Below are 25,802 nucleotides of genomic sequence, written 5' to 3' on the forward strand. Positions count from 1 at the left end.
TGAGACTGACGGATGACGTATCATTCGATTGATTCCTCATCATCGTAAAATGAGTCTTTACTCATGACCCTGACCCAACTCGAAATCTTCTCGCTGGTGGCCGAACTACGCGGTTTCACCCTAGCCGCTCATCGCCTGGGGATTTCTCAGTCCGCGGTGTCCCACGCCTTGAAATCGCTGGAACAGGAACTGGGCGTCGAACTGCTGCGTCGGCACCAGTCGCAAGTGGAACTGAGCGACATCGGCGAGCAGCTGCTGCTGCGCGCGCGGGCGATGCTCGGGCTGGCTAACACCTTGCGTCAGGAAGCGGCGGATGCGCGCGGCATGAAACGCGGCACGTTGCGAATCGGTTCGTTCGGCCCGACGTCCTCGATCAAGTTGTTGCCGCGGATTCTTCAGCAGTATCGCGAGGCGCATCCGGGGATCGAAGTGCACATCGATGAAGGCCCGGATCGGCAGGTCATCCAATGGCTGGAGGAGCGGCGGATCGACATCGGTTTTGTGGTGCTGCCCGAGGAGCGCTTCGACACGTTTGCCTTGATCGAAGATCAGATGGTCGCCCTGTTCCCGCTCGGTCACCCGTTGGCGACGCACGAAACAGTGACGCTAAAAGACTTGTGCAACGACCCGTTCGTGCTGACCGAGGCCGGCTCGTCGGAGCTGGTATCGCGCCTGTTCAACGCGGCGCGGTTGAGCCCGAACATCCGCTATCGCTGCTCGCAGCTGCTCAGCACTCTCGACACCGTGAGCCGGGGCGATGCGATGACCGTGGTGGCGGAAGGTTCGTTACCTTTCGATTTCGACCCGCGCTACGTCAAGCGACCGCTGGCCCCCGCAGTCACCCGCCAGGTCGGTCTGGCGGTGCTGGATCAGCGCCAGGCATCGCCCGCCACGCTGGCGTTCATTCAACTGGCAACACGGCTGGATTACCGTTGAGCGGCGCAGGCGTCATTGGCCATCTATCATGGGCTCAGACCTCGGGCTTTGCGCGCACGCTTCGCCTGCCATCAAGAGCCCCACTCCATCGCGACAGGATGCGCCCATGCCACTGACCGTCAGGCCCCGCCGCAAGCGCAGCACCCGGATTATCGTGACAATGCTGTGCGGCCTGCTGCCGATCGTACTCGGCAGCGTGATTCTTTATATGCAGGCCGGACGTGCCCTTCAGCAGAGTTCGCAACACACCGCCGATGAAGCCCTGCGGCAGTTCGAACTGATGCTCGACAACACCGCCCAGGCAGCCCGCGAACTGTTGCCTTTGGCCGGCCAGACCTGCGAAACCGTCAAACTGGCCTTGCGCGAGCAAGTCACCCGCCGTCCGTTCGTGCGCTCGACCAATCTGGTATGGGACGACAACCTCTATTGCAGTTCGCTGTTCGGCGACTTCAAGGAAGCCGTGAATCCGGGCGACTACGCCCAAGGCAAGTTGTGGCTCATGAACGGCAACCCGGTGACGCCAAACACCGCGCTGCTGGTCTATCGCCTGAGCGAAGGGCGCGGTGGCGCATTGACCACGCTGGACGGCTATCACCTGAGCAACATCCTGCGCCTGATCGGCCGGCACACGTTGTTGTTGCTGCAAGTCGGCAACAACTGGCTCTCCGCCGACGGCAAAGTGCATCAGGGCGCCCTGCCCGCGTTGCCCGTGGCGCAAAGTACCTTGCACTCATCGAACTATGCGTTCACGGTCAGCGCCGCTTTTCCGGCAGGCGAAACCTGGCGCTACATGAAAGACGAGTACCCGCCGCTGTTCAGCCTGTTGATGTTCTTCGGTGCGGTATCGGGAGCGATCGGCTATATCGTGCAGAAGCGCTCCACCTCGCCCAGCCACGAAATGCTTCGCGCATTGGAAGCAGGAGAATTCATTCCCTACTTTCAACCGGTGGTGCACGGCGACAGCAAACGCTGGTCGGGCACGGAAGTGCTGATGCGCTGGAATCATCCCAAGGAAGGTCTGGTACGTCCGGACCTGTTCATCCCGTTTGCCGAGCACTCAGGGTTGATCGTGCCGATGACCCGCGCCTTGATGCAGCAGACGGCTGTCGTGCTGGGGCCGCTGTCATCGACCTTTACCGCACCGTTCCACATTGGCATCAACATCACCGCCAGCCACTGCCACGATCTGGAGCTGATTGAGGATTGCCGTGAATTTTTGTCAGCGTTCCAGCCCGGCAGCATCAGCCTGGTTCTGGAGCTGACCGAACGCGAGCTGATCGAGCCGTCCGACATCACCCATCAACTGTTCGCGCAACTGCGCTCAATGGGTGTGAAGATCGCGATTGACGACTTTGGCACCGGTCATTCAAGTCTCGGCTACTTGAGGACATTCAATGTCGACTTCCTCAAGATCGATCAGACATTTGTCGCCATGATCGATAAAGATGCCCTGTCCCGGCACATTCTGGACAGCATCATCGAGCTCTCCACCAAACTGGATCTGGGCATTGTGGCCGAAGGTGTGGAGACGCAAGCCCAGTGCGATTACCTGGCCGCTCATCATGTCAACTTTCTGCAGGGCTACCTTTTCGGCAAACCGATGCCGGCTGCAGACTTCATCGAAGCATTAACTCATCATTAACTTCTCTGGATAAATCCTGACTCGCCGACAGCTCGCACCAAATTGATACAAAAGAGCGTTGTTGTTACATGAAGAAAAAGTCAGGATTTACTCTTGTCGCATTAACTACTACAATTTTTCTTACCTGTTGCAAGATGGGCAGGTGAGCCATTATCACCGAGTCGCTTCAAGGCTCTTGGCTTATAGCTTTGTTTGCGGTTGGTATCAGCCAAACACACTATTGGAGTAAAGATATTGTCCAGACTCGCTGAATTTCGTGCAGCTGAAAAGGCCCTTCAGGAACAGCTCAAGCAGCTGGAATCGCTGAAGAACGATGCCGGGCTCAAGAAAGAAATCGAATTCGAAGAAAAGCTCCAGGGGCTGATGAAAACCTACGGCAAAGGCCTGAAAGACATCATCGCCATTCTCGATCCGAACCCGGCGAAATCCGGTCTGCAATCGACCGCCGCACCTAAAACCCGCCGCGCTCGCGTGGTCAAGGTCTATCAGAACCCGCACACCGGCGAGCTGATCGAGACCAAGGGTGGCAACCACCGTGGCCTGAAAGCCTGGAAGGAACAATACGGTGCAGCCACCGTTGATTCCTGGTTGCGCGGTTAATCCCTCGCAAACATGAAAGCCCTGCATATGCAGGGCTTTTTTTTGGACAATATTTAACAAATGCAACGATTTTTCTGGCGGGAAAGTTGAGTCTCAAACCGCTGTCGCGTTGAAACTATGCTTCCGAATGTTGCCCCGTTAGCCGGAGATTAACTTTATGTTTAATCAGTTCCGGTATCTAACACCAGACTGACCACGAACAGACGACTAGAATTTCAAGCTGTTTCGTGCAGCTACTATTTCGTCGCCGCTCGCCTTATAAACCTCCGCCTGCCCGGCATACGAAAGTACGTAAGCCTTATCCGCCTCGACCGCTGCAACCAATGTTTGCGACAACACATGACGGCCGTTTTCAGTCACCGTACAAGTGGTTTCAAGCGCTGTCAGCGAGCCCAGCGTGCTCGCGTGAACCTTGTTGCAGACACTCTGATAACCGCTCTGGAAAAAGTCTTTCTGCACCGACTTGCGCATCTCAAGCAACACGCCTTGCAAGTTGACCTGATGACCACTTTCCACGCGGGTCATCGTCAACTCCATCACCATGACCTGATTGCCATCTTGGTCAGTCTTCACCGCGCGCTGACGCGAGACTTCCGGGGAGGTTTCGGGTAACGCTTCGACTTCCCAGCCGGCGGGCCAGGTGATGCTCGGCGCCTCTGCAAAGGCCGGCAGAGCAAGCAGGGAAAAACCCAGGAAAACGAACAGCGATTTGAACGGTCGGATCATTACCAGAGGCACTCGCGGATTGAGCCGTAAAGTCTGAGGCCCGCCCGCTCGCAGGGCAAGCCCGCGCTTTCGGTTTGGCGATGCTGCCAGGCATGCGTATCATTGCGCCCATTCACTCGCCCCAATTTGTTACGGAGGGCCCATGAGCCTGCAAGAACTGAACACCTTCCCTGGCGTCACCGCCACCCCGGACAGCGCAACCCGCAACTTCGTGTTCAACCACACCATGCTGCGCGTCAAAGACATCACCAAGTCGCTGGATTTCTACACCCGCGTACTGGGTTTCTCGCTGGTAGAGAAGCGTGATTTCCCGGAAGCGGAATTCAGCCTGTACTTCCTCGCCCTGGTCGACAAATCGCAGATCCCGGCCGACGCCGCTGCCCGCACCGAGTGGATGAAGTCGATTCCCGGCATTCTGGAATTGACCCACAACCACGGCACCGAAAACGACGCGGATTTCGCCTACCACAACGGCAACACCGACCCGCGCGGTTTCGGCCACATCTGCATCTCGGTACCGGATATCGTCGCCGCCTGCGCACGCTTTGAAGAACTGGGCTGCGACTTCCAGAAGCGCCTGACCGATGGCCGCATGAAGAGCCTGGCGTTCATCAAGGATCCGGATGGCTACTGGGTCGAGATCATTCAGCCAGCTCCGCTGTAAAGCTGGACCTGGGTAAAAAGCAACACGCAAAGAAAAACCCCCATCATCGCTGATGGGGGTTTTTCTTTTTCAGGCCCGGGATTTACGCCGGAGCCGAAGTGCGGATCAGGTGATCGAACGCGCTGAGGGAAGCCTTGGCGCCCTCGCCCACCGCGATCACGATCTGCTTGTACGGCACGGTGGTCACGTCGCCGGCAGCGAAGATGCCGGGGATCGAGGTTTCACCGCGGTTGTCGACGATGATCTCGCCGCGCGGCGACAGCTCGATGGTGCCTTTGAGCCAATCGGTGTTGGGCAACAGGCCGATCTGCACGAAGATCCCTTCCAGCTCGACCGTGCGCAGCTCGTCACTGTTGCGATCTTTGTAACGCAGGCCGTTGACCTTCTGGCCATCGCCGGTGACTTCGGTGGTCAACGCACTGGTGATCACGGTGACGTTCGGCAGGCTGTGCAGCTTGCGTTGCAATACGGCGTCGGCACGCAACTGAACGTCGAACTCCAGCAGGGTCACGTGGGACACGATACCGGCCAGGTCGATAGCGGCTTCGACGCCGGAGTTACCGCCGCCAATCACCGCCACACGCTTGCCCTTGAACAGCGGACCGTCACAGTGCGGGCAGTACGCCACGCCTTTGTTGCGGTATTCCTGCTCACCCGGCACGTTCATTTCACGCCACCGCGCACCGGTCGCCAGAATCACGCTCTTGGCCTTGAGGGTCGCGCCACTGGCGAAGCGAACTTCATGCAGCTCGCCATTCTTGCCCGGGATCAGCTTGTCGGCGCGTTGCAGGTTCATGATGTCGACGTCGTACTGTTTGACGTGCTCTTCCAGCGCGGTCGCCAGTTTCGGGCCTTCGGTTTCCTGCACGGAAATGAAGTTCTCGATGGCCATGGTGTCCAGCACCTGACCGCCGAAGCGCTCGGCTGCAACACCGGTGCGAATACCTTTACGTGCGGCATAGATCGCCGCCGAAGCACCGGCCGGGCCACCGCCGACCACGAGCACATCAAAGGCTTGCTTGGCGCTGATTTTGTCGGCCTGACGCTCGATGGCGCCAGTGTCGAGTTTGGCGAGGATTTCTTCCAGGCCCATACGGCCCTGGCCGAAGTTTTCACCGTTGAGGTAGATGCTCGGCACGGCCATGATCTTGCGATCGTTGACTTCGTCCTGGAACAGCGCGCCGTCGATGGCGACGTGGCGGATGTTCGGGTTCAGCACGGCCATCAGGTTCAGCGCCTGAACGACGTCCGGGCAGTTCTGGCAGGACAGCGAGAAGTACGTCTCGAAGTTGAAATCGCCCTTGAGCGAGCGGATCTGTTCGATCACTTCGACACTTGCCTTCGAAGGGTGGCCGCCGACTTGCAGCAGGGCCAGCACCAGCGAAGTGAATTCATGGCCCATCGGGATGCCGGCGAAACGCAGGCTGATGTCGGCACCCGGGCGGTTGATCGAGAACGACGGCTTGCGTGCATCGTCGCCGCTGTCGATCAAGGTAATCTGGTGCGAAAGACTGGCAACGTCTTTCAGCAGGTCGAGCATTTCACGGGATTTCGCACCGTCGTCGAGTGAAGCAACGATCTCGATCGGCTGGGTGACCCGTTCCAGGTACGATTTCAACTGGGCTTTAAGATTGGCGTCCAACATACGGGCGATCTCCTGACTTTATTTGAGGCGAAAAAAAGCCCGAGCGAATCTCGCCCGGGCTTTTCTATTGGGCGGTGCAGCTTACTTAAGTAGGTGCGGAGTTCCGCCCTGCATTGCGTGTCACAGACTTAGATCTTGCCGACCAAATCCAGGGACGGAGCCAGAGTGGCCTCGCCTTCTTTCCACTTGGCCGGGCAAACTTCGCCTGGGTGAGCGGCAACGTACTGAGCAGCCTTGATTTTGCGCAGCAGCTCGGAAGCGTCACGGCCAACGCCGCCATCGTTCAGTTCAACGATTTTGATCTGGCCTTCAGGGTTGATCACGAAGGTGCCACGATCCGCCAGACCAGCTTCTTCGATCAGCACGTCGAAGTTGCGGGAGATGACATGGGTCGGGTCGCCGATCATGGTGTATTCGATTTTGCCGATGGCTGGCGAAGTGTTGTGCCAGGCAGCGTGGGCAAAGTGGGTATCGGTCGAAACGCTGTAGATCTCTACGCCCAGTTTCTGGAAGGCGGCGTAGTTGTCAGCCAGGTCTTCGAGCTCGGTTGGGCAAACGAAAGTGAAGTCGGCCGGGTAGAAGAACACTACGGACCATTTGCCTTTCAGGTCAGCGTCCGAGACTTGTACGAAGTCGCCATTTTTGAACGCGGTAGCTTTGAACGGTTTTACTTGGCTGTTGATGATAGGCATTGATGACTCTCCGTCAGGGTTGTGAATTCGATGGGTGAATCCTACCTAGCCACTCGACGGATGGCTCATTGGCAAACCTGATGCTGCTGATTTGTTTTCGCTATTAGCTGAGGGTATTAATAGAAGAAAACGATATCTACGGCGACAGCGGCTTATCCGTAATCCGGGCCATCCCGTGAAAGGGGCTTGCTTCAACATAGCGCATGGCGGACTTCATATCCTTCCAGCCCACGTAACTCATCAACGATTTGAGATCCCAGCCGCTTTGATGAGCCCATGTTGCAAAGCCGCGACGCAGGGAGTGGCTGGTGTAGCGCTCGGCGGAAATACCGGCGCGTTCCAGGGCCTGACGCAGCAACGGAATCACGCTGTTGGCGTGCAAGCCCTCCTCGCTCAGATTGCCCCAGCGGTCGACGGCGCGAAACACCGGGCCCCGCACCAGTGCTGCCTCGGTGATCCATTCGATGTAAGCCTGCACCGGACACAACTTCAGCAGTGCCGGCGCCTGATAGGTCTGCCCGAGGTTTTCCCGATCGCCCTTGCTGCGCGGCAGGTACAGGGTGATGCCGCTGCCGGCGTGCGCCTGGACGTGCTCGATCTGTACCCGACACAGTTCATCGCTACGAAAGCCGCGCCAGAAGCCCAACAGGATCAACGCGCGGTCGCGGCAAGCTCTTAGCAGCAGCGGCCGGTCCTGTTGTTCCCGGGCGACTTTCATTTCCTGCTCAAGCCAGGCGACGGTCTGCTCAAGATCGCGCAATTGGAGGGGCTCGGCCTGTTTTTCCTGCGCGGGATGCAGGGCGCGAATGCCCTTGAAGACTTTGCGCACCACCGGCGACTTGGTGGGATCGGCGAAGCCCTGACTGTTGTGCCACTGCGCCAGCGCCGAGAGACGCAACTTCAGCGTGTTGACCGACAGCACGCCCGCGTGAGCCACCAGATACCGCGCGATGCTGTCAGCTGTCGCGGGCAGGAACCCACCCCATACCGTTTCGAAATGCTCGACGGCCGAACGATAGCTGCGGCGGGTGTTGTCGCGGGTAGCGGCTTGCAGATAGCGATCGATATCGCTCATGGGCTGATTTTCTCGTGGCGTACTGAGGGTTTGTGTGGAAACCAATTTTAGGGGTTTCACATGGGGTAATACCAGTATATCCCGCCCGTTTATCGGTGGTTATTTCACTTTATTTTCAACATGGTACACTACGTACTTTAGTGGCATGTACCACAGTACGAAATGGTAGGAGCAGATATGGCCCGTGGCGGCGTTAACAAAGCAGTAGTCCAGATCGCGCGCACAGCGATCCTCGCCCGTGGCGAACACCCCAGCATCGACGCAGTACGCATCGAACTGGGTAATACGGGTTCAAAAACCACGATTCATCGTTATCTGAAGGAGCTGGATGACGGCAGCGAACCGGCCGATCCTTCGGCAGAGCCCATTGATGACGAACTCCTCGCCCTCGTCACGCGCCTTGCCCAACGCCTGAAAGAGCAGGCGCAGGAGCCGATTGATCAGGCACGCGAGCAGTACGAGCAACAGCGTCAGGCACTGGAGGACGAGCTGAATCAGCTTCGTCAGGATCACGCGCAACTGGAGAAGAAGCACGACATTCAGGCCGCCGCGCTGGTCAAGGAATCCGAAGCCCTGAGCGATACCCGCTCGATGCTGCAGACCGAACAGACTCGCAACGCCGGGCTGAATCAGGCACTGGCCGATTTTGAATTACGCTTGCAGGACAAGGACGAGCAGATCCGCTCGCTGGAAGAAAAGCACCTGCACGCCCGCGATGCGCTTGAACACTACCGCAACGCCATCAAGGAACAGCGCGAGCAGGAACAGAGCCGTCACGAAACCCAGGTTCAGCAGTTGCAGATGGAGTTGCGCCAGGCGCAGCAAAGCGCGCTAGTACGCCAGGACGAAATCACCCAACTGCACCGCGACAACGAACGCCTGCTGACCGAAAATCGCGGCACCGTGCGCGAACTGAGCCTGATGCAGGATCAGCTCAAGCACAGCAATCAGCGTCAGGATCAACTGCTGGAGCAAGCGTCTCGCGTCGACAGCGAACGCACCCTCCTCCAGGAACGCCTGCGCGTGGCGCTGCTGGAAAGCCAGACGCTCAAGCAGAACGTCGACGAGCAGTCGCAGCTCAATCAGTCATTGGAGAAGGAATTGACCAAAGCGCAAGACAGTCTGCGCCTGGCCACCACCGTTGCGGCAGCGCCAGACGCAGCAGAACCGAAAAAGACTTAAGCGCCGACCGGCGTACGCATCGTGACAAATTCTTCGGCCGCCGTCGGGTGCACCCCGATGGTGTCGTCGAAGTCACGTTTGGTGGCGCCAGCCTTCAACGCGATTGCCAGACCTTGCACGATCTCGCCAGCATCCGGCCCGACCATGTGACAGCCCAGCACCTTGTCGGACTTGCCATCGACCACCAGCTTCATCAGCGTGCGCTCCTGGCAGTCAGTCAGGGTCAGCTTCATCGGCCGGAAGCGGCTTTCGTAGATCACGACGTCGTGACCCGCTTCCCGCGCCTCTTCTTCGGTCAGGCCGACGGTGCCGATGTTCGGCAGACTGAACACTGCCGTCGGGATCATCTTGTAATCCACCGGACGGTATTGCTCAGGTTTGAACAGGCGCCGTGCCACTGCCATGCCTTCCGCCAGCGCCACAGGCGTCAACTGCACGCGACCGATGACATCGCCCAGCGCCAGAATTGATGGCTCGGTGGTTTGATATTCCTCGTCGACTTTGATGAAGCCTTTGTCGTCGAGCTGCACATCGGTGTTTTCCAGCCCCAGGTTGTCCAGCATCGGACGTCGGCCGGTGGCGTAGAACACACAATCCGCTTCCAGCACGCGACCATCCTTGAGAGTCGCCTTCAGGCTGCCATCCGGTTGCTTGTCGATGCGGGCAATGTCGGCATTGAATTGCAGATCCAGACCACGCTTGGTCAGCTCTTCCTTCAGATGATTACGCACCGAACCGTCGAAACCGCGCAGGAACAGATCCCCGCGATACAGCAACGTCGTGTTGGCGCCCAGGCCATGGAAAATCCCGGCAAATTCGACGGCGATGTAACCGCCACCGACGACCAGTACACGCTTGGGCAGTTCTTTGAGGAAGAACGCCTGGTTCGAGCTGATCGCATGCTCATGCCCCGGAATCTCGGGAATCTGCGGCCAGCCACCGGTGGCGATCAGAATATTCTTCGCAGTGAATCGCTCGCCATTGACCTCGACTTCGTGAGGACCAACGATCTTGGCGTGCGCTTCATGCAGCGTCACGCCGCTGTTAACCAGCAGATTGCGATAAATGCCGTTCAGGCGATTGATCTCGCGATCCTTGTTGGCAATCAGCGTGGCCCAATCGAAATCCGCCTCACCCAGGCTCCAGCCAAATCCCGAAGACTGTTCGAAGTCTTCGGCAAAGTGGGCGCCGTACACCAACAGTTTTTTCGGTACGCAACCAACGTTGACGCAGGTACCGCCCAGATAACGGCTCTCGGCCACCGCCACTTTCGCACCAAACCCGGCAGCAAAACGCGCAGCCCGCACACCGCCGGAACCGGCACCAATCACATAAAGGTCAAAATCGTAGGCCATTTCTATCTCCTCGGCAGGCGATCAGCATACCCGCCGTCGTCCGTTGGGCAAGCACTCCTGCCGATATAGGGGCGGAAAATGAAAAAGCCACCCGAAGGTGGCTTTTTCGTACAGGCAGATCAGGCTTTATCAGTAAGCCTTGCCAGTCTTATAGAAGTTCTCGAAGCAGAAGTTGGTTGCTTCGATGTAGCCTTCAGCACCACCGCAGTCGAAACGCTTGCCCTTGAACTTGTAGGCCATCACGCAGCCGTTCTGGGCTTGTTTCATCAGGGCGTCGGTGATCTGGATTTCACCGCCCTTGCCTGGCTCGGTCTGTTCGATCAGGTCGAAGATGTCCGGGGTCAGGATGTAGCGGCCGATGATCGCCAGGTTCGACGGCGCATCTTCCGGCTTTGGCTTCTCGACCATGCTGTGTACGCGGTAGATGTCGTCGCGGATCATTTCGCCAGCGATCACGCCGTACTTGCTGGTTTCCTGCGGATCGACTTCCTGGATGGCAATGATCGAGCAGCGGAACTGCTTGTACAGCTTGACCATCTGGGTCAGTACGCCGTCGCCTTCGAGGTTGACGCACAGGTCGTCCGCCAGCACCACGGCGAACGGCTCGTCACCGATCAGCGGGCGACCGGTCAGGATCGCGTGACCCAGGCCTTTCATTTCAGTCTGACGGGTGTAGGAGAACGAGCACTCGTCCAGCAGCTTGCGGATACCGACCAGGTATTTTTCCTTGTCGGTGCCTTTGATCTGGTTTTCCAGCTCATAGCTGATGTCGAAGTGGTCTTCCAGGGCACGCTTGCCACGGCCGGTCACGATGGAGATTTCGTTCAGGCCAGCATCCAGAGCTTCTTCGACGCCGTACTGGATCAGTGGCTTGTTTACCACCGGCAGCATTTCTTTGGGCATGGCCTTAGTCGCTGGGAGGAAGCGAGTACCGTAACCGGCTGCTGGGAACAAGCATTTCTTGATCATATAAGTCCTTGAAAGGGCTGTGTGTACGAGTTTCGGCGCAGTCTAATCAGGCGGCGTGCACCTTACAATGCCCCGCACTGGCTAACCGATGTCAACATAGAGAAATAATCTGGCGGATAGTTCAATCCGCACGCAGAGGCTGCGCAATCAGCGTAGCCCAAAGATCTCGAAACACCTCATCGACCTGCGCCCGTTCGCCCATTTACCGCTATCATTGCGCCTTTGAACCAGCCAACGAGGCAGTTAGATGTCCGCAGCAAAAATCATCAATGGGTACACCGTCGCCAAGGCGAAAGATGGCCAGTGGCATATCACTGCCGCCAACGGCGAAGATGTGTCCGGTCCGTTGCCCACTGAAGCGATGGCGATTGAAGTAGCCGCGGTGCTTGATTACACGCCTCCTGCACCGAAGCGTCGCGGCAAGGACCAAGACTGATCCGCAACGACGAATCCCGGCCCTGCCTTCGCGCAGGGCTTTTTTTGTCTGCGCGCAAAGAAGTGGCCAATCGCTATAACCTTTTCATGCCGGCGCTGTCATAGCGTCTAGCCCCCTCCTCCTCGAAGACGACATTGCCATGATCAACCGCCCCTTCATCAGTTTCCTGCCCCTGATTGCGCTCGCGGCCTTGGCCGGTTGCGCCACCTCACAGACCACCTACCTGAACAACGGCGAACAAGGGTTGAGCATCGACTGCTCCGGCGAAGCCAATTCCTGGGCCACCTGTTATGAAAAGGCGGACGCGTCCTGTGCCGGAACGGGCTATCGAATCGTCGGGACAGATGGAACACCAGCGCCCAAGGAAAGCGACAAGACCCTGGGCGTCGACGTCGGCAACTACAAAACCCGCAGCGTCGTGGTGGTGTGCAAATAGCCTTACATGTGAATTTCGGCGAACTTGATCCCCAGCCCGCGCACGACCTCGATCAGGTCGTCGAGCCGGTTGAAGGATTCGACTTCGTCGTTATCATCGACCAGGAAGTAACTGCGACCGGCGCTCTTCTTGAAAAACACGATCCACTCCCCCGGATTCGCCGGGTTCTGGATCACATGGGTCGCCGCAATGAGCCCTTCCTTGTGTCGCTCCCGCACCTGCTCTCTCTTCATTCACCGCTCCCAGAAATGACAATGCCGCCACAGCAAAGCTGTGACGGCATCAATGCTGACTGCTGACAGTCTATCAGCCGGAAATGCAGGCCGTGGCGGCGTTGCGCACATCCCACGGACGCAGCGGCACATTGGACATCCGCTCGTGCAGTTTGATACTGCTGCCGCCGGAGCGATCCTCGATGTCAAACACCGCGGCCGGACCCGATCCCAGCTTGCCCGGAACGATGACCCGCACTTCGTCCTTGTGCCGCTCTACCTGCAAGGCACCACGGCTGTTGGACAGCTTTTCGGCCAGGCACTCAGCATATTCATGGGGTTTCTTGCCGGAAATGACGTTCATGGTCGGCAGTGTTTCATTGATTTCCGAAACGCTTGCGCAACCACCCATTGCCAATGCCAACGGCAGAATCACCACACCCCATTTCATACAAAACCTCCAATAAAGACCCTCCGACAGCACGAATGCCGTTTTTCTCCGAGGCCTGCTGCATTTAACCCACATGAAATCGTGAATATCTGTTTTTAATTGTCAAAGCGACGCCCGACGGCCAGATAATAACCCGTCCGGGCTGATAAACTGCGCCAATCGACAATGCTATCGTTTTGATTTTGTAGAAAAAGCCCTTCTGGAGGCGCCCATGAAATTCATTCACCAGCGCGAGCACCTCAACGAAGACGACATCGTCGTCATCCAATGCTCGCAAACCTGCAACATCCGCTTGATGAACGACGCCAACTTCCGCAGCTTCAAGAATGGCGGCCGTCACACCTATCACGGCGGCGCTTTCGACACGTTCCCGGCCCGTATCACCGCGCCGAGCACCGGCTTCTGGAACATCACCATCGACACCGTCAACCGCCGGGCGATCAGCGTAACTCGCAAGCCGACGCTGACGCATTCGATCAAGATCATTCGCCGCTCGAGCTCCAAACTCAGCTGAGCGGTTCCGCCAACGCAGACAGGTAAGCATCAACGTGGCCCAAACGACCAAATACGTGATCAAGTACAAACTCAACGGTGAACGCCGCTTCGAGTTCGCCCAACTGGAAAACGGCACGCCGGAAGAAGCCAAGGCAGCACTGGATGCCCTGCACGGTCAGAGCGACGATGTGATCAGCGACATCAGCGTCAGCAAGGCCCTGTAAGACCCGGACGACAATTCGACCGCAAGCGGCGGAGTGTTCCGGCCGGGTGGACGGCCCAGACTGATACCTGAATGCAAGCCAAGGAATCAGCATGTCACCCTCACCCGCCTCCCCGCTCGATGCGCTCGACTGGATCGCCCTGGAGCAGCAACTGGACCAGGATGGTTGCGCCGTCATCCGCACACTGCTGCGCCCGGACACCTGTGATCGGTTGAGTGCGCTTTACCCACAAAGTGAACCGTTTCGATCCCAGGTCATCATGGCCCGTCATGGTTTCGGACGCGGTGAATACAAATACCTGCGCTATCCGCTACCACCCGTGGTGGAACGCCTGCGCAGTGCGCTTTACCCGCGACTTGTGCCTCTGGCCAACCGCTGGCATGAACGCATGGGACTGCCGGAACGCTTTCCAGAGCAACACCGCGAATTTCTCGAGCGCTGCCACGCCGCCGGTCAACTGCGACCTACCCCGCTCTTGCTGCAATACGGCCCGCAGGACTACAACTGTCTGCATCAGGACCTGTACGGCGAACATGTATTTCCGTTGCAAGTGGCGATTCTTCTGTCAGAACCTGTCGAAGATTTCACCGGCGGTGAGTTCGTCATGACCGAACAACGTCCAAGAATGCAGTCGCGTCCGCTGGTGATGGACCTGAGAAAAGGCGACGCGCTGATCTTTGCCGTCAACCAGCGCCCGGTCAAAGGCGTGCGCGGCGACTATCGGGTGACCATGCGCCACGGTGTCAGCCGACTGCACAGCGGAAAACGGCATACTCTGGGCATCATCTTCCACGACGCGACCTGACGATCATGCAAACCACCTTCGATCTGTTCGCCGACACAGAATCCGAGCAGCCCCGGCGCGCCGAACAGATCGGCGAGCAATCCTGGGTGTTGCGCGGTTTTGCCTTGCCACAAATCGAGCAGTTGTTGCCGGCCCTGGAATCGATCATCGCCTGCGCCCCATTGCGCCACATGATGACGCCCGGAGGCTTCAGCATGTCGGTGGCCTCCAGCAGTTGCGGTGCGCTGGGCTGGATTACCGATCGCAGCGGCTACCGCTATTCATCCGAAGATCCCGTGAACCACCAACCCTGGCCCGCCATGCCCGAGGTGTTTCGCGAGCTGGCGCAGGCCGCAGCGAAATGCGCCGGATTTGCCGACTTCGTACCAGATTCCTGCCTGATCAATCGCTATGTCCCAGGCGCAAAGATGTCGTTGCATCAGGACAAAGACGAAAATGCCTACGAAGCGCCGATCGTTTCGCTGTCATTGGGCTTGCCGGCAACGTTCCTGTTCGGCGGTTTCGTACGCGGCGACAGGAGCCAGAAAATCTCGCTGCTGCACGGCGACATGGTGATCTGGGGCGGTGTCGACCGACTGCGCTATCACGGCATCCTGCCGATCAAGCCTGGCCGGCACCCGCGCCTGGGTGAACAGCGTTTCAACCTGACGTTTCGCACCGCTGGATAATCCTGCAAAGTTTGACCGCAAGGGTCGGAGTGTTCCGGCCGGTGGCACTGGTTAACCTGAAATTCAACAGGTCAACGGACTCTCCATCATGAAAACGCTTTCCACCTCGCTGAACACTGAAGACGATCCACGCTGGGCCGCAGTCGTGGCACGCGACCCTCGGGCGGACGGCCAGTTTGTGTATGCCGTGAAAACCACCGGCATCTATTGCCGCCCCAGCAGCCTGGCGCGCTTGCCGAAACCGCAGAACGTCGAGTTCTTCGACACCGCCGAGGACGCCGAGGCAGCGGGCTATCGCCCCAGCAAACGGGCGAGCAAGGATCAGACCGAAGTCGCCGCGCAGCATGCCGCCACTGTCGCGGCAGCCTGTCGCCAGATCGAGGCGTCGGACAGTCTGCCGGCGCTCAACGATCTCGCCGAGACCGCCGGCCTGAGTGCCTTCCATTTTCATCGTGTATTCAAGGCCGCGACGGGGCTGACGCCGAAAGGCTATGCCGCCGCGCATCGCTCGCGCCGGGTTCGGCAGCGTCTGGCAGACGGCGGCTCGGTGACCGACGCGCTGTATGACGCCGGCTTCAACTCCAACAGCCGTTTCTACGAAGCGGCCGATCAGGTACTGGGCATGAAACCCGGCGACTTCCGGGCTGCCGGCCAGAACAACGACATCCGCTTCGCCGTCGGCCAGTGCTCGCTCGGCGCCATTCTGGTGGCACAGAGCGCGCGCGGGATCTGCGCGATTCTGTTGGGGGACGACCCGCACCAATTGGTGTGCGACCTGCAGGACCAGTTTCGCCGCGCCAACCTGATCGGCGCCGATGCCGAGTTCGAACAGCTGATCGCTCACGTCGTCGGCTTCATCGAAGCGCCTGCCATCGGACTGGATTTGCCGCTGGATGTGCGCGGCACGGCGTTTCAGGAACGGGTGTGGCAGGCGCTGCGGGAAATACCGGTCGGCAGCACCGCCAGCTACGCGGACATCGCCCTGCGGATCGGCTCGCCAAAAGCCGTGCGCGCTGTGGCTCAGGCTTGCGGCGCCAACAGCCTCGCGGTAGCCATTCCGTGCCACCGCGTGGTGCGTAGCGACGGCAACCTCAGCGGCTACCGCTGGGGCGTGGAGCGCAAGCGTGAGCTGTTGCTGCGCGAAACGCCGGCTTAACGCAGGCCGATGTAAATCGCCACCGATTCGGGGCCGGTGTAGGCCTCGAAGTCGGTAGCGAATCGACGCTCGATCTGCGGATTGGCTTCAAAGTGCTGCCAGATCCGGCCCCAGGTCTCGATGACCGCTCCCGGCAACGGGCCGCGCCCTTCGAACACCAGATAGTTGCCGCTTTCGATGCGGATCGTCTCGAAGTCTGCTGACGGTTCGGTCACCGCCACCCCGGCGGTGACATCGAATGCCCCGGAGGCATCCGACTCGTAAGCCGAGTACACGCCATACACTGACGACTCCGTCAGTTTGCCGGGAATCACCTCGGCCAGCCCCTTGGCAAAAAACTGTCCCCACATCGAACCGATCTGCGCGGTTTCAGGGTTGTGTTCGGCTGCGTTGGTGGTGCGTACACGCAGGCCGGAAACCGTGAATGAATCGACGTATTGCTGTTGTAAGTCCATCGAAAACGCCACTCCATTAGCTCGAAGTGCGGCCCGGGCGGGCCGCGATGGCGCTAATGTGTCAGCGATTGACGTCGACCACAACCCGCCCGCGCAACTGACCGGCGAGCAACTTCGGGGCCGCTTCGAGGGCTTCGCCGAGGCCGATTTCGTGGCTGATCAGCGGCAAAAGCGCGAAATCCAGATCCTTCGCCAGACGATCCCAGGCCTCGATGCGGCGTGCCTTGGGCTGGGTCACGCTGTTGATCCCGGCCAGCGTCACGCCACGCAGAATGAACGGCGCCACCGACGCCGGAAAGTCCATGCCCTGAGCCAGACCGCATGCGGCCACGGTGCCTTCGGCCCGGGTGCTGGCGCAGGCATTGGCCAGCGTGTGACTGCCGACCGAATCGATGACGCCCGCCCAGCGCTCTTTGGCCAGCGGCTTGCCGGGTTCGGACAGGGTCGCGCGATCAATGATTTCGCCAGCGCCCAGTTGCTTCAGGTATTCGTGCTCCGACACCCGACCGGTCGAAGCGACCACGCGGTAGCCCAGCTTGCTCAACAATGCGATGGCAAAACTGCCGACGCCACCGTTGGCACCGGTCACCAGCACTTCGCCCTGTTGCGGGGTCACGCCGTTGCGCTCCAGCGCCATGACGCACAGCATCGCCGTATAACCGGCCGTGCCGATGGCCATGGCTTGCGCGGCGGTGAATGCCTTGGGCAGCGGAATCAGCCAGTCACCGTTCAATCGCGCTTTTTGCGCCAGACCGCCCCAGTGGTTTTCACCAACGCCCCAGCCGTTGAGCAGAACCGCATCGCCGACCTTGTAATCCGGGCGCGAACTGACTTCAACGGTGCCCGCCAGATCGATCCCCGGCACCATCGGAAACTTGCGCACCACCGGGCTGCTGCCGGTGATCGCCAGGCCGTCCTTGAAGTTCAGCGTGCTGTACGCGACGCGAACCGTCACATCGCCTTCCGGCAACTGTTCGTCGTTGATCTCCTGCAGGTTGGCGCGATAACCACTGTCGTCTTTGTCGATCAAAATGCCTTTGAACATGACTGCCTCTCACGGGTGGAATTCAGGATGTCGAGGGATTGGAATAGCACACTGCAACATTTTGCCCCACTCGACCTTTAGCCAATCGGGCCCGAACGCCCAGCCAGCGCCGGCTGTTCAAGCTACAAATCTGTGCTGGTCATGGGGGTGGCTTTGCGTTAAAAAACCGGCTGCTACCGTCCCTGCCCTGTTTTGTCGTCGGAGAAGCTATTCCATGAGCCAATGGCCTGATACCCGCATTCTTGACCTGTTCGGCATCGAACTGCCGATCATCCAGGGCCCCATGGCCGGTGCCACCAACTCATCCATGGTTATCGCAGCGTGCAACGCCGGTGGCCTCGGTTCGATGCCGGCGGCAATGCTGACCATCGAGCAACTGCGCGAAGAGCTGAAGATCATTCGCCAGGGCACGAACAAGCCGTTCAACGTCAACTTCTTCTGCCATCAACCTCCGGCCGCCGATGAGCAAAAGGCCCGCGACTGGAAAAACCTGCTGGAACCCTACTATCGCGAACTGGGTGTCGATTTCGATGCGCCGACGCCGGTGTCCAACCGCGCGCCCTTCGATGCGGCTGCCTGCGAAGTGCTGGAAGAGTTTCGCCCTGAAGTGGTGAGTTTCCACTTCGGCCTGCCGGAAAAATCCTTGCTGGATCGGGTCAAGGCCACCGGCGCGAAAATCATCTCGTCGGCAACCACCGTCGACGAAGCGATCTGGCTGGAGCAGAACGGTTGCGACGCGATCATCGCCATGGGTTACGAGGCCGGCGGCCATCGCGGTATGTTCCTCAGCAATGACCTGAGCAGTCAGGTCGGTACGTTTGCCCTGGTGCCGCAAGTGGTCGACGCCGTGAGCGTGCCGGTGATTGCTGCCGGTGCGATTGCCGATGCGCGCGGCGTGGCTGCAGCGTTCCTGCTCGGAGCTTCAGCGGTTCAGGCCGGGACGGCGTATCTGTTTACTCCGGAAGCGAAAGTCAGTGCGTCGCACCACAAGGCCTTGCGCACCGCCAAGGAAAGCGAAACGGCGGTGACCAATCTGTTTACCGGACGCCCCGCGCGGGGGATTCTCAATCGGGTAATGCGCGAGCTGGGCCCGATATCGGACAAGGCCCCTGCCTTTCCGCTGGCAGGCGGCGCCTTGATGCCGCTGCGCGCGAAGGGTGAAGCGGAGTTCAGCAACCTCTGGGCCGGCCAGGCGTTCACGCTCGGCAAAGACATCGGCACCGCCGAACTGACCCGGCAACTGGCTGAAGGCGCGCTGGCAAAACTGACGCGTTGATGAGCCCGAACGGGTGAGGAGCGTGGCACTTTCACCCGGTTTAAAAGCAGTGCTTCCCGTTTGGCGGCATTTCGCTATATATTTCGCTATATAGCGTTTCACCCCCTCGCATCGGCGCAGTCTACCTTCCAATAACAACTGCCCACTGCACTTGCCACCCACGGAGCCGTTACATGATCAATCGTGCCTCACGTTTTGCCCCTGCCCTGCTCGCGGTATTCGCCATCGGCGCCGCGCAGGCCGACGAAGTGCAAGTCGCTGTCGCGGCCAACTTCACCGCACCGATCCAGGCAATTGCCGCCGATTTTGAAAAAGACACCGGACACAAACTGGTCGCTGCGTACGGCGCCACCGGCCAGTTCTACACCCAGATCAAAAACGGCGCGCCGTTTGAAGTGTTCCTCTCGGCTGACGACACCACCCCTGAAAAACTCGAAAAAGAAGGCGATACCGTCAAGGGTTCGCGCTTCACCTACGCCATCGGCACTCTGGCGCTGTGGTCGGCCAAGGAAGGTTACGTCGATGCCAAAGGCGACGTCCTGAAGAAAAACGAGTACCAGCACCTGTCCATCGCCAACCCGAAAGCCGCCCCTTATGGTCTGGCCGCCACTCAGGTGCTGGAAAAGCTGAAACTGACTGAAGCCACTAAAGCCAAGATCGTCGAAGGCCAGAACATCACCCAGGCCTATCAGTTCGTGTCCACCGGCAACGCCGAACTGGGCTTCGTCGCCCTGTCGCAGATCTACAAGGACGGCAAGGTCAGCAGCGGCTCGGCGTGGATCGTTCCGGCGAGCATGCATGATCCGATCAAGCAAGACGCCGTGATCCTCAACAAGGGCAAGGACAACGCTGCTGCCAAGGCGCTGGTTGATTATCTAAAAGGCCCGAAAGCCGCTGCGGTCATCAAGTCCTACGGTTACCAGCTGTAAATGTCGCTGACGAGTGCTGATTTCGCGGCGATCTGGCTGACCCTGAAACTGGCGTCCCTGACCACCGCAATCCTGCTGGTCGTCGGCACTCCGATTGCCCTGTGGTTGTCGCGCAGCCGTTCCTGGCTGCGCGGCCCCATCGGCGCGATTGTCGCGTTGCCGTTGGTGCTGCCACCGACGGTCATCGGTTTCTATCTGCTGCTGGCGCTCGGCCCCAATGGCTTCATTGGCCATTTCACCCAATGGCTGGGGCTTGGCACCCTGACCTTCAGCTTCACCGGCCTGGTGATCGGTTCGGTGCTCTATTCCATGCCGTTCGTGGTGCAGCCGTTACAAAACGCCTTCTCCGCGATCGGTACTCGCCCACTGGAAGTGGCCGCGACCTTGCGCGCCAATCCCTGGGACACCTTTTTCAGCGTGATCCTGCCCCTGGCACGTCCCGGTTTCATCACTGCAGCAATTCTCGGTTTCGCCCACACCGTCGGCGAATTCGGTGTGGTACTGATGATCGGCGGGAATATTCCCGACAAGACCCGGGTGGTTTCCGTACAAATCTACGACCACGTCGAAGCCATGGAGTACGCGCAGGCGCACTGGCTGGCCGGGGCGATGCTGGTGTTTTCGTTTCTGGTGTTGCTGGCGCTGTATTCCAGCCGCAAGACTCGCGCGGGCTGGAGCTGATCGATGATTGATGCACGTCTGAAACTGGCCTGGTCGGGCTTCAGCCTCGATGTTGACCTGCAGATGCCCGGTCGCGGCGTGACCGCGCTGTTCGGTCAGTCCGGCTCGGGCAAGACCACTTGCCTGCGCTGCATCGCCGGGCTCGAACGCGCGCCGCAGGCGTTTATCCGCATCAATGACGAGGTCTGGCAGGACAGCGAAAAAGGCATTTTCGTGCCGCCGCACAAACGTGCGCTCGGCTATGTGTTTCAGGAAGCCAGCCTGTTTCCGCACCTGTCGGTGTTGGCCAATCTGCAATTCGGCCTCAAACGCATTGCCAAGGCGCAGCGCCGGGTCGACATCACCCAAGCCACCGAACTGCTGGGCATCGGCCACTTGCTCGATCGTCACCCGCAGCACTTGTCCGGCGGTGAGCGTCAGCGTGTCGGCATCGCTCGCGCGCTGTTGACCAGCCCCCGGCTGCTGCTGATGGACGAGCCTTTGGCGGCCCTCGACAGTCAGCGCAAAAGCGAAATCCTGCCCTACCTGCAACGCCTGCACGACGAACTGGAAATCCCGGTGCTGTATGTCAGCCACGCTCAGGACGAAGTGGCCCGGCTTGCCGATCATCTGGTGCTGCTCAGCGATGGCAAAGCGCTGGCCAGCGGTCCGATTGGCGAAACCCTGGCGCGGCTCGACCTGCCCCTGGCCATGGACAACGACGCCGGCGTGATCATCGAAGGCCAGGTCAGCGGCTACGATACCGACTACCAATTGCTCACCCTGCGATTGCCGGACTCGTCACTGAACATTCGCGTGACTCACGCGCCGATGACAACGGGCCAGAGACTGCGTTGCAAGGTGCACGCACGCGACATCAGCCTGACCCTGCAAAACAGCGAGTTCAGCAGCATCCTCAATCGCCTGCCGGTCACGGTCGTCAGCGAACAACCGGCCGATAACGCCGCGCATGTGCTCATTCGCCTCGATGCCGGCGGAACACCGTTGCTGGCGCGCATCACACGCTATTCACGGGATCAGCTTGGCGCGCATCCGGGCCAGTCATTGTGGGCCCAGATCAAGGCTGTTGCGGTACTGGCGTAAATCCGCGGGCACGACCGTCATGACGCGCGGTCAATGGCTTTAACAGCCTGATTTGCCGCGAAGGAAGTCCGCCATGCCCGATACTGCGCTCACCGAAGTGTTGCCTTCGGACCTGCATTACGTCGATGACACGCAGCCAGGTATCACCCGTAAGAAACTGCGCGGAAAATTCGCCTACTTCGACCCCGCAGGTCAGCGCATCACCGATCCCGACGAGATCAAACGCATCAACGCACTGGCCGTTCCACCGGCCTACATCGACGTGTGGATCTGCGCTGACCCGCGCGGCCATCTGCAAGCTACCGGCCGCGATGCCCGTGGACGCAAGCAATATCGCTATCACGCTCGCTGGCGCGAAGTGCGTGACGCGGACAAGTATTCGCGTCTACGCGAGTTCGGTCTGGCGCTGCCCAAACTGCGCAAACAGCTGGAGGCGCTGCTGGCCTCGCCGGGCTTCAGCCGAGACAAAGTCATGGCGACCGTCATCACGCTGCTCGACGCCACCCTGATTCGCGTCGGCAATACGCAATACGCGCGGGACAACCGCTCCTACGGCCTGACCACCCTGCGCAGCCGGCATGTCGAGGTCAACGGCAGCGCGATCCTGTTCCAGTTTCGCGGCAAGAGCGGCATCGAACATCAGATCACGGTGAAAGACCGGCGCCTGGCGCGGATCATCAAGCGTTGCCTGGAAATTCCGGGCCAGAACCTGTTCCAGTATCTGGATGAAAATGGTGAGCGGCACACCGTCAGCTCCTCTGATGTCAACACCTACCTGCAAACCCTGACCGGCGCTGACTTCACCGCCAAGGATTACCGGACCTGGGCCGGCAGCGCCCTCGCTTTGGCGGTTCTGCGGGAGCTGCAATGGGAGTCCGAGACCGAGGCCAAGCGGCATGTGGTCGAAATGGTGAAGGGCGTCGCCCGCCAACTGGGCAACACGCCGGCGGTCTGCCGCAAGTGCTACATCCACCCGGCGGTGGTCGAACATTTCATGCTCGGGGCCTTGGCCGAGTTACCGAAACCGCGCATCCGCAAAGGCCTGCGCAAGGAAGAAGTCGCGTTGGCGCTGTTCCTTGAACGGATGGTCGAGCAGGCAGGCACGCCTTGAAGCCTTCGGCCGTCTCGACTAGGCTACGCCCTCCTACCTCCCCGGGATGACCGCAGAAGTGAACAACTAAGCCTTCAAAAATGTAATCGCGACACGCCGTACATGGCGCTTGTCACTGTTCACGACATTTTTTGGAGGTGCCGATGACTCACGTCTCGCGTACGCCTGCTCTCGTCTCCCTGAATCAACTGGGTTTTCAGTTCGCCAATGGCGAGACGATTTTCACTGCACTCAATCTGAAATTCGATCACACCCCGACCGCTATTGTCGGGCGCAACGGCGTTGGCAAAAGCGTTTTGGCACGTCTGATCTCCGGACATTGGCAACCTACCAGCGGCAGCGTGAAGCGAGCCGTGGCGACAAACTACATGGCGCAAACCTTTGTCGCGGCACCCGGCGAGACGGTCGCCGAGTCCACCGGCAGCGCCGCGATTCTTCAGGCGCTGGAGCGAATGAACCGGGGCTGCGGATCAGTAGAGGATTTCGACCTCATTGGCGAACAATGGGATCTGTCGGACCGTCTGCGCCGCCTGCTCGATGAAGCCGGGCTGAGAGATATTTCTTTCACCGACGAGACCGGCAACCTCAGTGGCGGCCAGCAAGCGCGCATCGCCCTGATTGGTGCGTTTTTGAGTCAGGCTCCGTTGCTGGTTCTCGATGAGCCGACCAACCATCTGGATTCATCAGGACGGCAATGGCTGATGAACTCGCTGGAACACTGGCGCACCGGTTTAATCGTCGTCAGCCATGATCGGCAATTGCTCGACCGGATGCAGCGGATCGTCGAGTTGAGCGCGTCGGGGGCTATCGAATTCGGTGGCAATTACTCGGCATTCCGCGAGCATCAGCGAATCCATCAAGCGGCAGCACAGGCACGTCTCGACCACACCAGAAGCGAACGCCAGCGCGAGCGGATTCGGTTACGGCGCGAACACGACACGATACAGCGCCACGCCGCCAACTCCCGTCGCAACGCCGAAACCGCCAACATTGCCAGTTTTGAATACGTGGCGATCAAGGGCGCCGCCCGGGAGATCATGGGGCATGTCCGTCAGGGTCATCAGGCCCGCAAGTCAGAGCTCGATGCCCAAGTGCGCGAGGCTTACGCCAAGGTGCAACCCGAGGACAGCGTGTTGATCAATTTGCCCGGGAGCGCCGTGCCGAACAACCGTCAGATCTGCACGCTGATCGACGCTCGGCTGCCCTGGCTGTCAAACGGCGCACTGAATCTTACGATCCACGGCCCGATGCGGATCGCTGTCAGCGGTCCCAATGGATGTGGCAAATCAACCCTGTTGAAAGTGCTCGCCGGGGAACTGACACCCGTCGATGGAACCGCCACGACTCACGTGCCCTTCGCATTCCTGGATCAGCAACTGGCGCAGCTGGACGATCAGCGTTCCATCACCGAACAGCTGATGATGCAAGGGGCTGCGCTGACCGAGGGCACCCTGCGCAGCTATCTCGCCCACTTGCAGCTGGATGCGAGCCGCGCCACGGCCCCCTGCGCTTTATTGAGCGGTGGCGAGCGCCTGAAAGCCGCGCTGGCGCTGGCCTTGTGGCGAACGGATCCTGCGCAGCTGTTGCTGCTGGATGAACCGACCAATCATCTGGATCTGCCTTCCGTGGAAGCATTTGAACGGGCGTTGCAGTCATTTCCGGGCGCCATTGTCGCCGTTTCCCACGATCAGGACTTCCTTGAGGCGTTGAATCCGACTCATCACTTGCGCTGGCAACCATCAGGCTGGCAACTGCACCCGACGAACTGACCTGTGTATTTTTTGCACGATTGGTCAGGGCTTCTATAGTTGATCTGGTACGAATCAGCCGCGGTGACGCCATGGAAGACATATTCGTCGTGAAGCGCTGCAACAAGATCGTCATCCACGGCCGGCGCGCCGGAGAAACACTCCATGAGCCCGCCGAAGCCCTAAGCTGGTATCGCATCTGCGACACACGAACCGGCGGTTTCATTGGCGATGGCTACGATCGGGAAGAGGACGCCCGCAAGGAATGTCACCGGCTCAACGCCGCCAGCTCGCGAGTGAGCGCCCCCGAGTCGTCGGGCTGATAGCTGTCATTTACGGGTCTATACTCAAACCAGCTGAAGGAGCAGCGCCCCAACGGCAGAAAGCTCGCGCTTCGCGGGCTTTTTGCTGCCACCGAGCGGATTAATGAACGGAGGTGTTCCATGTCCGAAAGAGAGTCCATCACCACTCTCCTCACCTTGCTCGATGCCCGCGAAGCACGCCTCGCCGCGGCCTGCAAAGAGATCGCCGACTGGGTCGACCATCAAGGCGGGCACCCCACCGCCCTGCGCATCCGCGACCGGCTGAACGATATCGAAAAGGATACCCCGCTGATTCGCAGCACCCTGTCATCGCTCAAACCGATCGACCGGCCACTGCCACGCTTCAGGTAAGCCCTCGATTCACGGTGCGCGAAAAAAGAACGTCCTTGGTCGTGAGAGGTCAATACCTTTACACGTCACCAAGGAGGCGTCTTATGGTCATTCATTTCAAAGTTGACGGGCACTTGGCCTGCGGGCACAAGGGCAACAACCTCTCCTCCAGCAGCGAACTCAATCGAGTGAAGTGCCGCAGCTGCCGCAATACCGACGCATACAAGGATGCGCGCAAAGATCAGCGCAATGCGGCGCGGCGCGCGGCTCGCCATTCGAAGGGTGCGCACACGGCGTCCGACTGGCGTTCGGAGTGGATTGAACGGTTGACCGCTATGGCCGGTCTTCAGCGTTTGCCTAGAGGTTTTACCGGGCAGGCGTTTGTCTGAACAAAAAAAGGGCCGATTGAATCGGCCCTTTTTTGCTGTTGGCTCAACGCCCTGAAGATCAAA

General features: G+C 59.5%; 31 protein-coding genes. 21 read left to right on the forward strand and 10 right to left on the reverse strand.

Going from position 1 to position 25,802, the window contains the following annotated elements:
- The first annotated feature begins 63 nt into the window (after positions 1-63).
- The 3 genes from AC1Q9F_RS03495 (at position 64) to AC1Q9F_RS03505 (ending at position 3,178) form a co-directional block, all read left to right on the forward strand.
- Complete coding sequence (locus tag AC1Q9F_RS03495) at positions 64-936, forward strand: LysR family transcriptional regulator (RefSeq protein WP_492618948.1); 873 nt, start codon at positions 64-66, stop codon at positions 934-936.
- A 106-nt stretch (positions 937-1,042) separates the two neighbouring features.
- Positions 1,043-2,578, forward strand: a complete 1,536-nt coding sequence (locus AC1Q9F_RS03500; RefSeq protein WP_492618947.1) for an EAL domain-containing protein — start codon at positions 1,043-1,045, stop codon at positions 2,576-2,578.
- A gap of 234 nt (positions 2,579-2,812) precedes the next feature.
- Positions 2,813-3,178, forward strand: a complete 366-nt coding sequence (locus AC1Q9F_RS03505; RefSeq protein WP_011334329.1) for a histone-like nucleoid-structuring protein, MvaT/MvaU family — start codon at positions 2,813-2,815, stop codon at positions 3,176-3,178.
- 207 nt (positions 3,179-3,385) lie between these two features.
- Here AC1Q9F_RS03505 and AC1Q9F_RS03510 read toward each other — a convergent pair whose 3' ends face one another.
- Positions 3,386-3,904, reverse strand: coding sequence for a DUF4946 domain-containing protein (locus AC1Q9F_RS03510; protein ID WP_492618946.1), 519 nt, complete (start codon positions 3,902-3,904; stop codon positions 3,386-3,388).
- A 142-nt stretch (positions 3,905-4,046) separates the two neighbouring features.
- On the opposite strand from AC1Q9F_RS03510, the gene gloA reads away from it, so the two are divergent.
- Positions 4,047-4,568 (forward strand): lactoylglutathione lyase, encoded by a 522-nt coding sequence (gene gloA, locus AC1Q9F_RS03515; protein ID WP_065260490.1) that lies wholly within the window; start codon positions 4,047-4,049, stop codon positions 4,566-4,568.
- Between the two features lie 82 nt (positions 4,569-4,650).
- On the opposite strand, the gene ahpF is transcribed toward gloA, so the two are convergent.
- From ahpF to AC1Q9F_RS03530, 3 genes are all read right to left on the reverse strand, one after another.
- Positions 4,651-6,213 carry an alkyl hydroperoxide reductase subunit F gene (ahpF, locus tag AC1Q9F_RS03520; protein ID WP_492618945.1) on the reverse strand — a complete coding sequence of 521 codons (1,563 nt, stop codon included), beginning with the start codon at positions 6,211-6,213 and terminating at the stop codon, positions 4,651-4,653.
- Between the two features lie 128 nt (positions 6,214-6,341).
- Positions 6,342-6,905 (reverse strand): alkyl hydroperoxide reductase subunit C, encoded by a 564-nt coding sequence (ahpC, locus tag AC1Q9F_RS03525; protein WP_003224621.1) that lies wholly within the window; start codon positions 6,903-6,905, stop codon positions 6,342-6,344.
- Between the two features lie 136 nt (positions 6,906-7,041).
- On the reverse strand, positions 7,042-7,980 hold the full coding sequence (locus AC1Q9F_RS03530) for a site-specific integrase (protein ID WP_492618944.1): 939 nt from the start codon (positions 7,978-7,980) through the stop codon (positions 7,042-7,044).
- A 177-nt stretch (positions 7,981-8,157) separates the two neighbouring features.
- On the opposite strand from AC1Q9F_RS03530, the gene AC1Q9F_RS03535 reads away from it, so the two are divergent.
- Complete coding sequence (locus AC1Q9F_RS03535; RefSeq protein ID WP_492618943.1) at positions 8,158-9,162, forward strand: DNA-binding protein; 1,005 nt, start codon at positions 8,158-8,160, stop codon at positions 9,160-9,162.
- Here AC1Q9F_RS03535 and gorA read toward each other — a convergent pair.
- Positions 9,159-10,517 carry a glutathione-disulfide reductase gene (gene gorA, locus AC1Q9F_RS03540; protein ID WP_492618942.1) on the reverse strand — a complete coding sequence of 453 codons (1,359 nt, stop codon included), beginning with the start codon at positions 10,515-10,517 and terminating at the stop codon, positions 9,159-9,161. The genes AC1Q9F_RS03535 and gorA overlap by 4 nt on opposite strands.
- Positions 10,518-10,646: 129 nt before the next feature.
- Positions 10,647-11,486 carry a UTP--glucose-1-phosphate uridylyltransferase GalU gene (gene galU, locus AC1Q9F_RS03545; RefSeq protein ID WP_007958937.1) on the reverse strand — a complete coding sequence of 280 codons (840 nt, stop codon included), beginning with the start codon at positions 11,484-11,486 and terminating at the stop codon, positions 10,647-10,649.
- 247 nt (positions 11,487-11,733) lie between these two features.
- On the opposite strand from galU, the gene AC1Q9F_RS03550 reads away from it, so the two are divergent.
- Positions 11,734-11,922, forward strand: a complete 189-nt coding sequence (locus tag AC1Q9F_RS03550; RefSeq protein WP_096821531.1) for a hypothetical protein — start codon at positions 11,734-11,736, stop codon at positions 11,920-11,922.
- 139 nt (positions 11,923-12,061) lie between these two features.
- Positions 12,062-12,358, forward strand: a complete 297-nt coding sequence (locus AC1Q9F_RS03555) for a hypothetical protein (protein WP_492618941.1) — start codon at positions 12,062-12,064, stop codon at positions 12,356-12,358.
- A 2-nt stretch (positions 12,359-12,360) separates the two neighbouring features.
- On the opposite strand, the gene AC1Q9F_RS03560 is transcribed toward AC1Q9F_RS03555, so the two are convergent.
- Both AC1Q9F_RS03560 and AC1Q9F_RS03565 read right to left on the reverse strand, forming a co-directional pair.
- The gene (locus AC1Q9F_RS03560; protein ID WP_011334337.1) at positions 12,361-12,591 is read right to left on the reverse strand and encodes a hypothetical protein; all 231 of its coding nucleotides are present in this window, start codon (positions 12,589-12,591) and stop codon (positions 12,361-12,363) included.
- A 73-nt stretch (positions 12,592-12,664) separates the two neighbouring features.
- Positions 12,665-13,021 (reverse strand): hypothetical protein, encoded by a 357-nt coding sequence (locus AC1Q9F_RS03565; protein WP_492618940.1) that lies wholly within the window; start codon positions 13,019-13,021, stop codon positions 12,665-12,667.
- A gap of 211 nt (positions 13,022-13,232) precedes the next feature.
- Between AC1Q9F_RS03565 and AC1Q9F_RS03570 the strand changes: the two genes are divergently transcribed.
- The 5 genes from AC1Q9F_RS03570 to ada all read left to right on the forward strand — a co-directional run bounded on the left by AC1Q9F_RS03570 (position 13,233) and on the right by ada (position 16,369).
- Positions 13,233-13,535: a DUF1883 domain-containing protein gene (locus AC1Q9F_RS03570; RefSeq protein ID WP_007958929.1), complete on the forward strand. Its 303-nt coding sequence runs from the start codon at positions 13,233-13,235 to the stop codon at positions 13,533-13,535.
- Between the two features lie 34 nt (positions 13,536-13,569).
- Entirely contained in the window at positions 13,570-13,740 is a 171-nt protein-coding gene (locus AC1Q9F_RS03575; protein ID WP_007958927.1) for a hypothetical protein, read from the forward strand.
- A gap of 91 nt (positions 13,741-13,831) precedes the next feature.
- Positions 13,832-14,545 (forward strand): 2OG-Fe(II) oxygenase, encoded by a 714-nt coding sequence (locus AC1Q9F_RS03580; RefSeq protein WP_492618939.1) that lies wholly within the window; start codon positions 13,832-13,834, stop codon positions 14,543-14,545.
- Positions 14,546-14,550: 5 nt separating this feature from the next.
- Positions 14,551-15,213, forward strand: a complete 663-nt coding sequence (alkB, locus tag AC1Q9F_RS03585; protein ID WP_492618938.1) for a DNA oxidative demethylase AlkB — start codon at positions 14,551-14,553, stop codon at positions 15,211-15,213.
- Between the two features lie 88 nt (positions 15,214-15,301).
- Positions 15,302-16,369: a bifunctional DNA-binding transcriptional regulator/O6-methylguanine-DNA methyltransferase Ada gene (ada, locus tag AC1Q9F_RS03590; protein ID WP_492618937.1), complete on the forward strand. Its 1,068-nt coding sequence runs from the start codon at positions 15,302-15,304 to the stop codon at positions 16,367-16,369.
- Here ada and AC1Q9F_RS03595 read toward each other — a convergent pair.
- Together AC1Q9F_RS03595 and acuI are read right to left on the reverse strand one after the other, a co-directional pair.
- The gene (locus AC1Q9F_RS03595) at positions 16,366-16,824 is read right to left on the reverse strand and encodes a GyrI-like domain-containing protein (RefSeq protein ID WP_492618936.1); all 459 of its coding nucleotides are present in this window, start codon (positions 16,822-16,824) and stop codon (positions 16,366-16,368) included. The genes ada and AC1Q9F_RS03595 overlap by 4 nt on opposite strands.
- Before the next feature lie 61 nt (positions 16,825-16,885).
- Positions 16,886-17,869 carry an acrylyl-CoA reductase (NADPH) gene (gene acuI / locus AC1Q9F_RS03600; RefSeq protein WP_492618935.1) on the reverse strand — a complete coding sequence of 328 codons (984 nt, stop codon included), beginning with the start codon at positions 17,867-17,869 and terminating at the stop codon, positions 16,886-16,888.
- A gap of 214 nt (positions 17,870-18,083) precedes the next feature.
- On the opposite strand from acuI, the gene AC1Q9F_RS03605 reads away from it, so the two are divergent.
- The 9 genes from AC1Q9F_RS03605 (at position 18,084) to AC1Q9F_RS03645 (ending at position 25,739) form a co-directional block, all read left to right on the forward strand.
- Positions 18,084-19,145 (forward strand): NAD(P)H-dependent flavin oxidoreductase, encoded by a 1,062-nt coding sequence (locus AC1Q9F_RS03605; RefSeq protein ID WP_492618934.1) that lies wholly within the window; start codon positions 18,084-18,086, stop codon positions 19,143-19,145.
- A gap of 173 nt (positions 19,146-19,318) precedes the next feature.
- Entirely contained in the window at positions 19,319-20,074 is a 756-nt protein-coding gene (gene modA, locus AC1Q9F_RS03610; RefSeq protein ID WP_102688025.1) for a molybdate ABC transporter substrate-binding protein, read from the forward strand.
- Entirely contained in the window at positions 20,075-20,755 is a 681-nt protein-coding gene (gene modB / locus AC1Q9F_RS03615) for a molybdate ABC transporter permease subunit (protein WP_007958914.1), read from the forward strand.
- 3 nt (positions 20,756-20,758) lie between these two features.
- The gene (gene modC, locus AC1Q9F_RS03620) at positions 20,759-21,838 is read left to right on the forward strand and encodes a molybdenum ABC transporter ATP-binding protein (RefSeq protein ID WP_492618933.1); all 1,080 of its coding nucleotides are present in this window, start codon (positions 20,759-20,761) and stop codon (positions 21,836-21,838) included.
- A 73-nt stretch (positions 21,839-21,911) separates the two neighbouring features.
- On the forward strand, positions 21,912-22,949 hold the full coding sequence (locus tag AC1Q9F_RS03625; RefSeq protein ID WP_007958906.1) for a DNA topoisomerase IB: 1,038 nt from the start codon (positions 21,912-21,914) through the stop codon (positions 22,947-22,949).
- Between the two features lie 143 nt (positions 22,950-23,092).
- On the forward strand, positions 23,093-24,718 hold the full coding sequence (locus AC1Q9F_RS03630) for an ABC-F family ATP-binding cassette domain-containing protein (RefSeq protein ID WP_492618932.1): 1,626 nt from the start codon (positions 23,093-23,095) through the stop codon (positions 24,716-24,718).
- Positions 24,719-24,789: 71 nt separating this feature from the next.
- Positions 24,790-25,020, forward strand: a complete 231-nt coding sequence (locus AC1Q9F_RS03635) for a hypothetical protein (protein ID WP_492618931.1) — start codon at positions 24,790-24,792, stop codon at positions 25,018-25,020.
- A 120-nt stretch (positions 25,021-25,140) separates the two neighbouring features.
- Positions 25,141-25,371, forward strand: a complete 231-nt coding sequence (locus AC1Q9F_RS03640) for a hypothetical protein (protein ID WP_007958902.1) — start codon at positions 25,141-25,143, stop codon at positions 25,369-25,371.
- An 83-nt stretch (positions 25,372-25,454) separates the two neighbouring features.
- On the forward strand, positions 25,455-25,739 hold the full coding sequence (locus AC1Q9F_RS03645) for a hypothetical protein (RefSeq protein ID WP_492618930.1): 285 nt from the start codon (positions 25,455-25,457) through the stop codon (positions 25,737-25,739).
- Positions 25,740-25,802 lie beyond the last annotated feature (63 nt).

The organism is Pseudomonas sp. GW823-FHT04A03 (genome assembly GCF_058796615.1).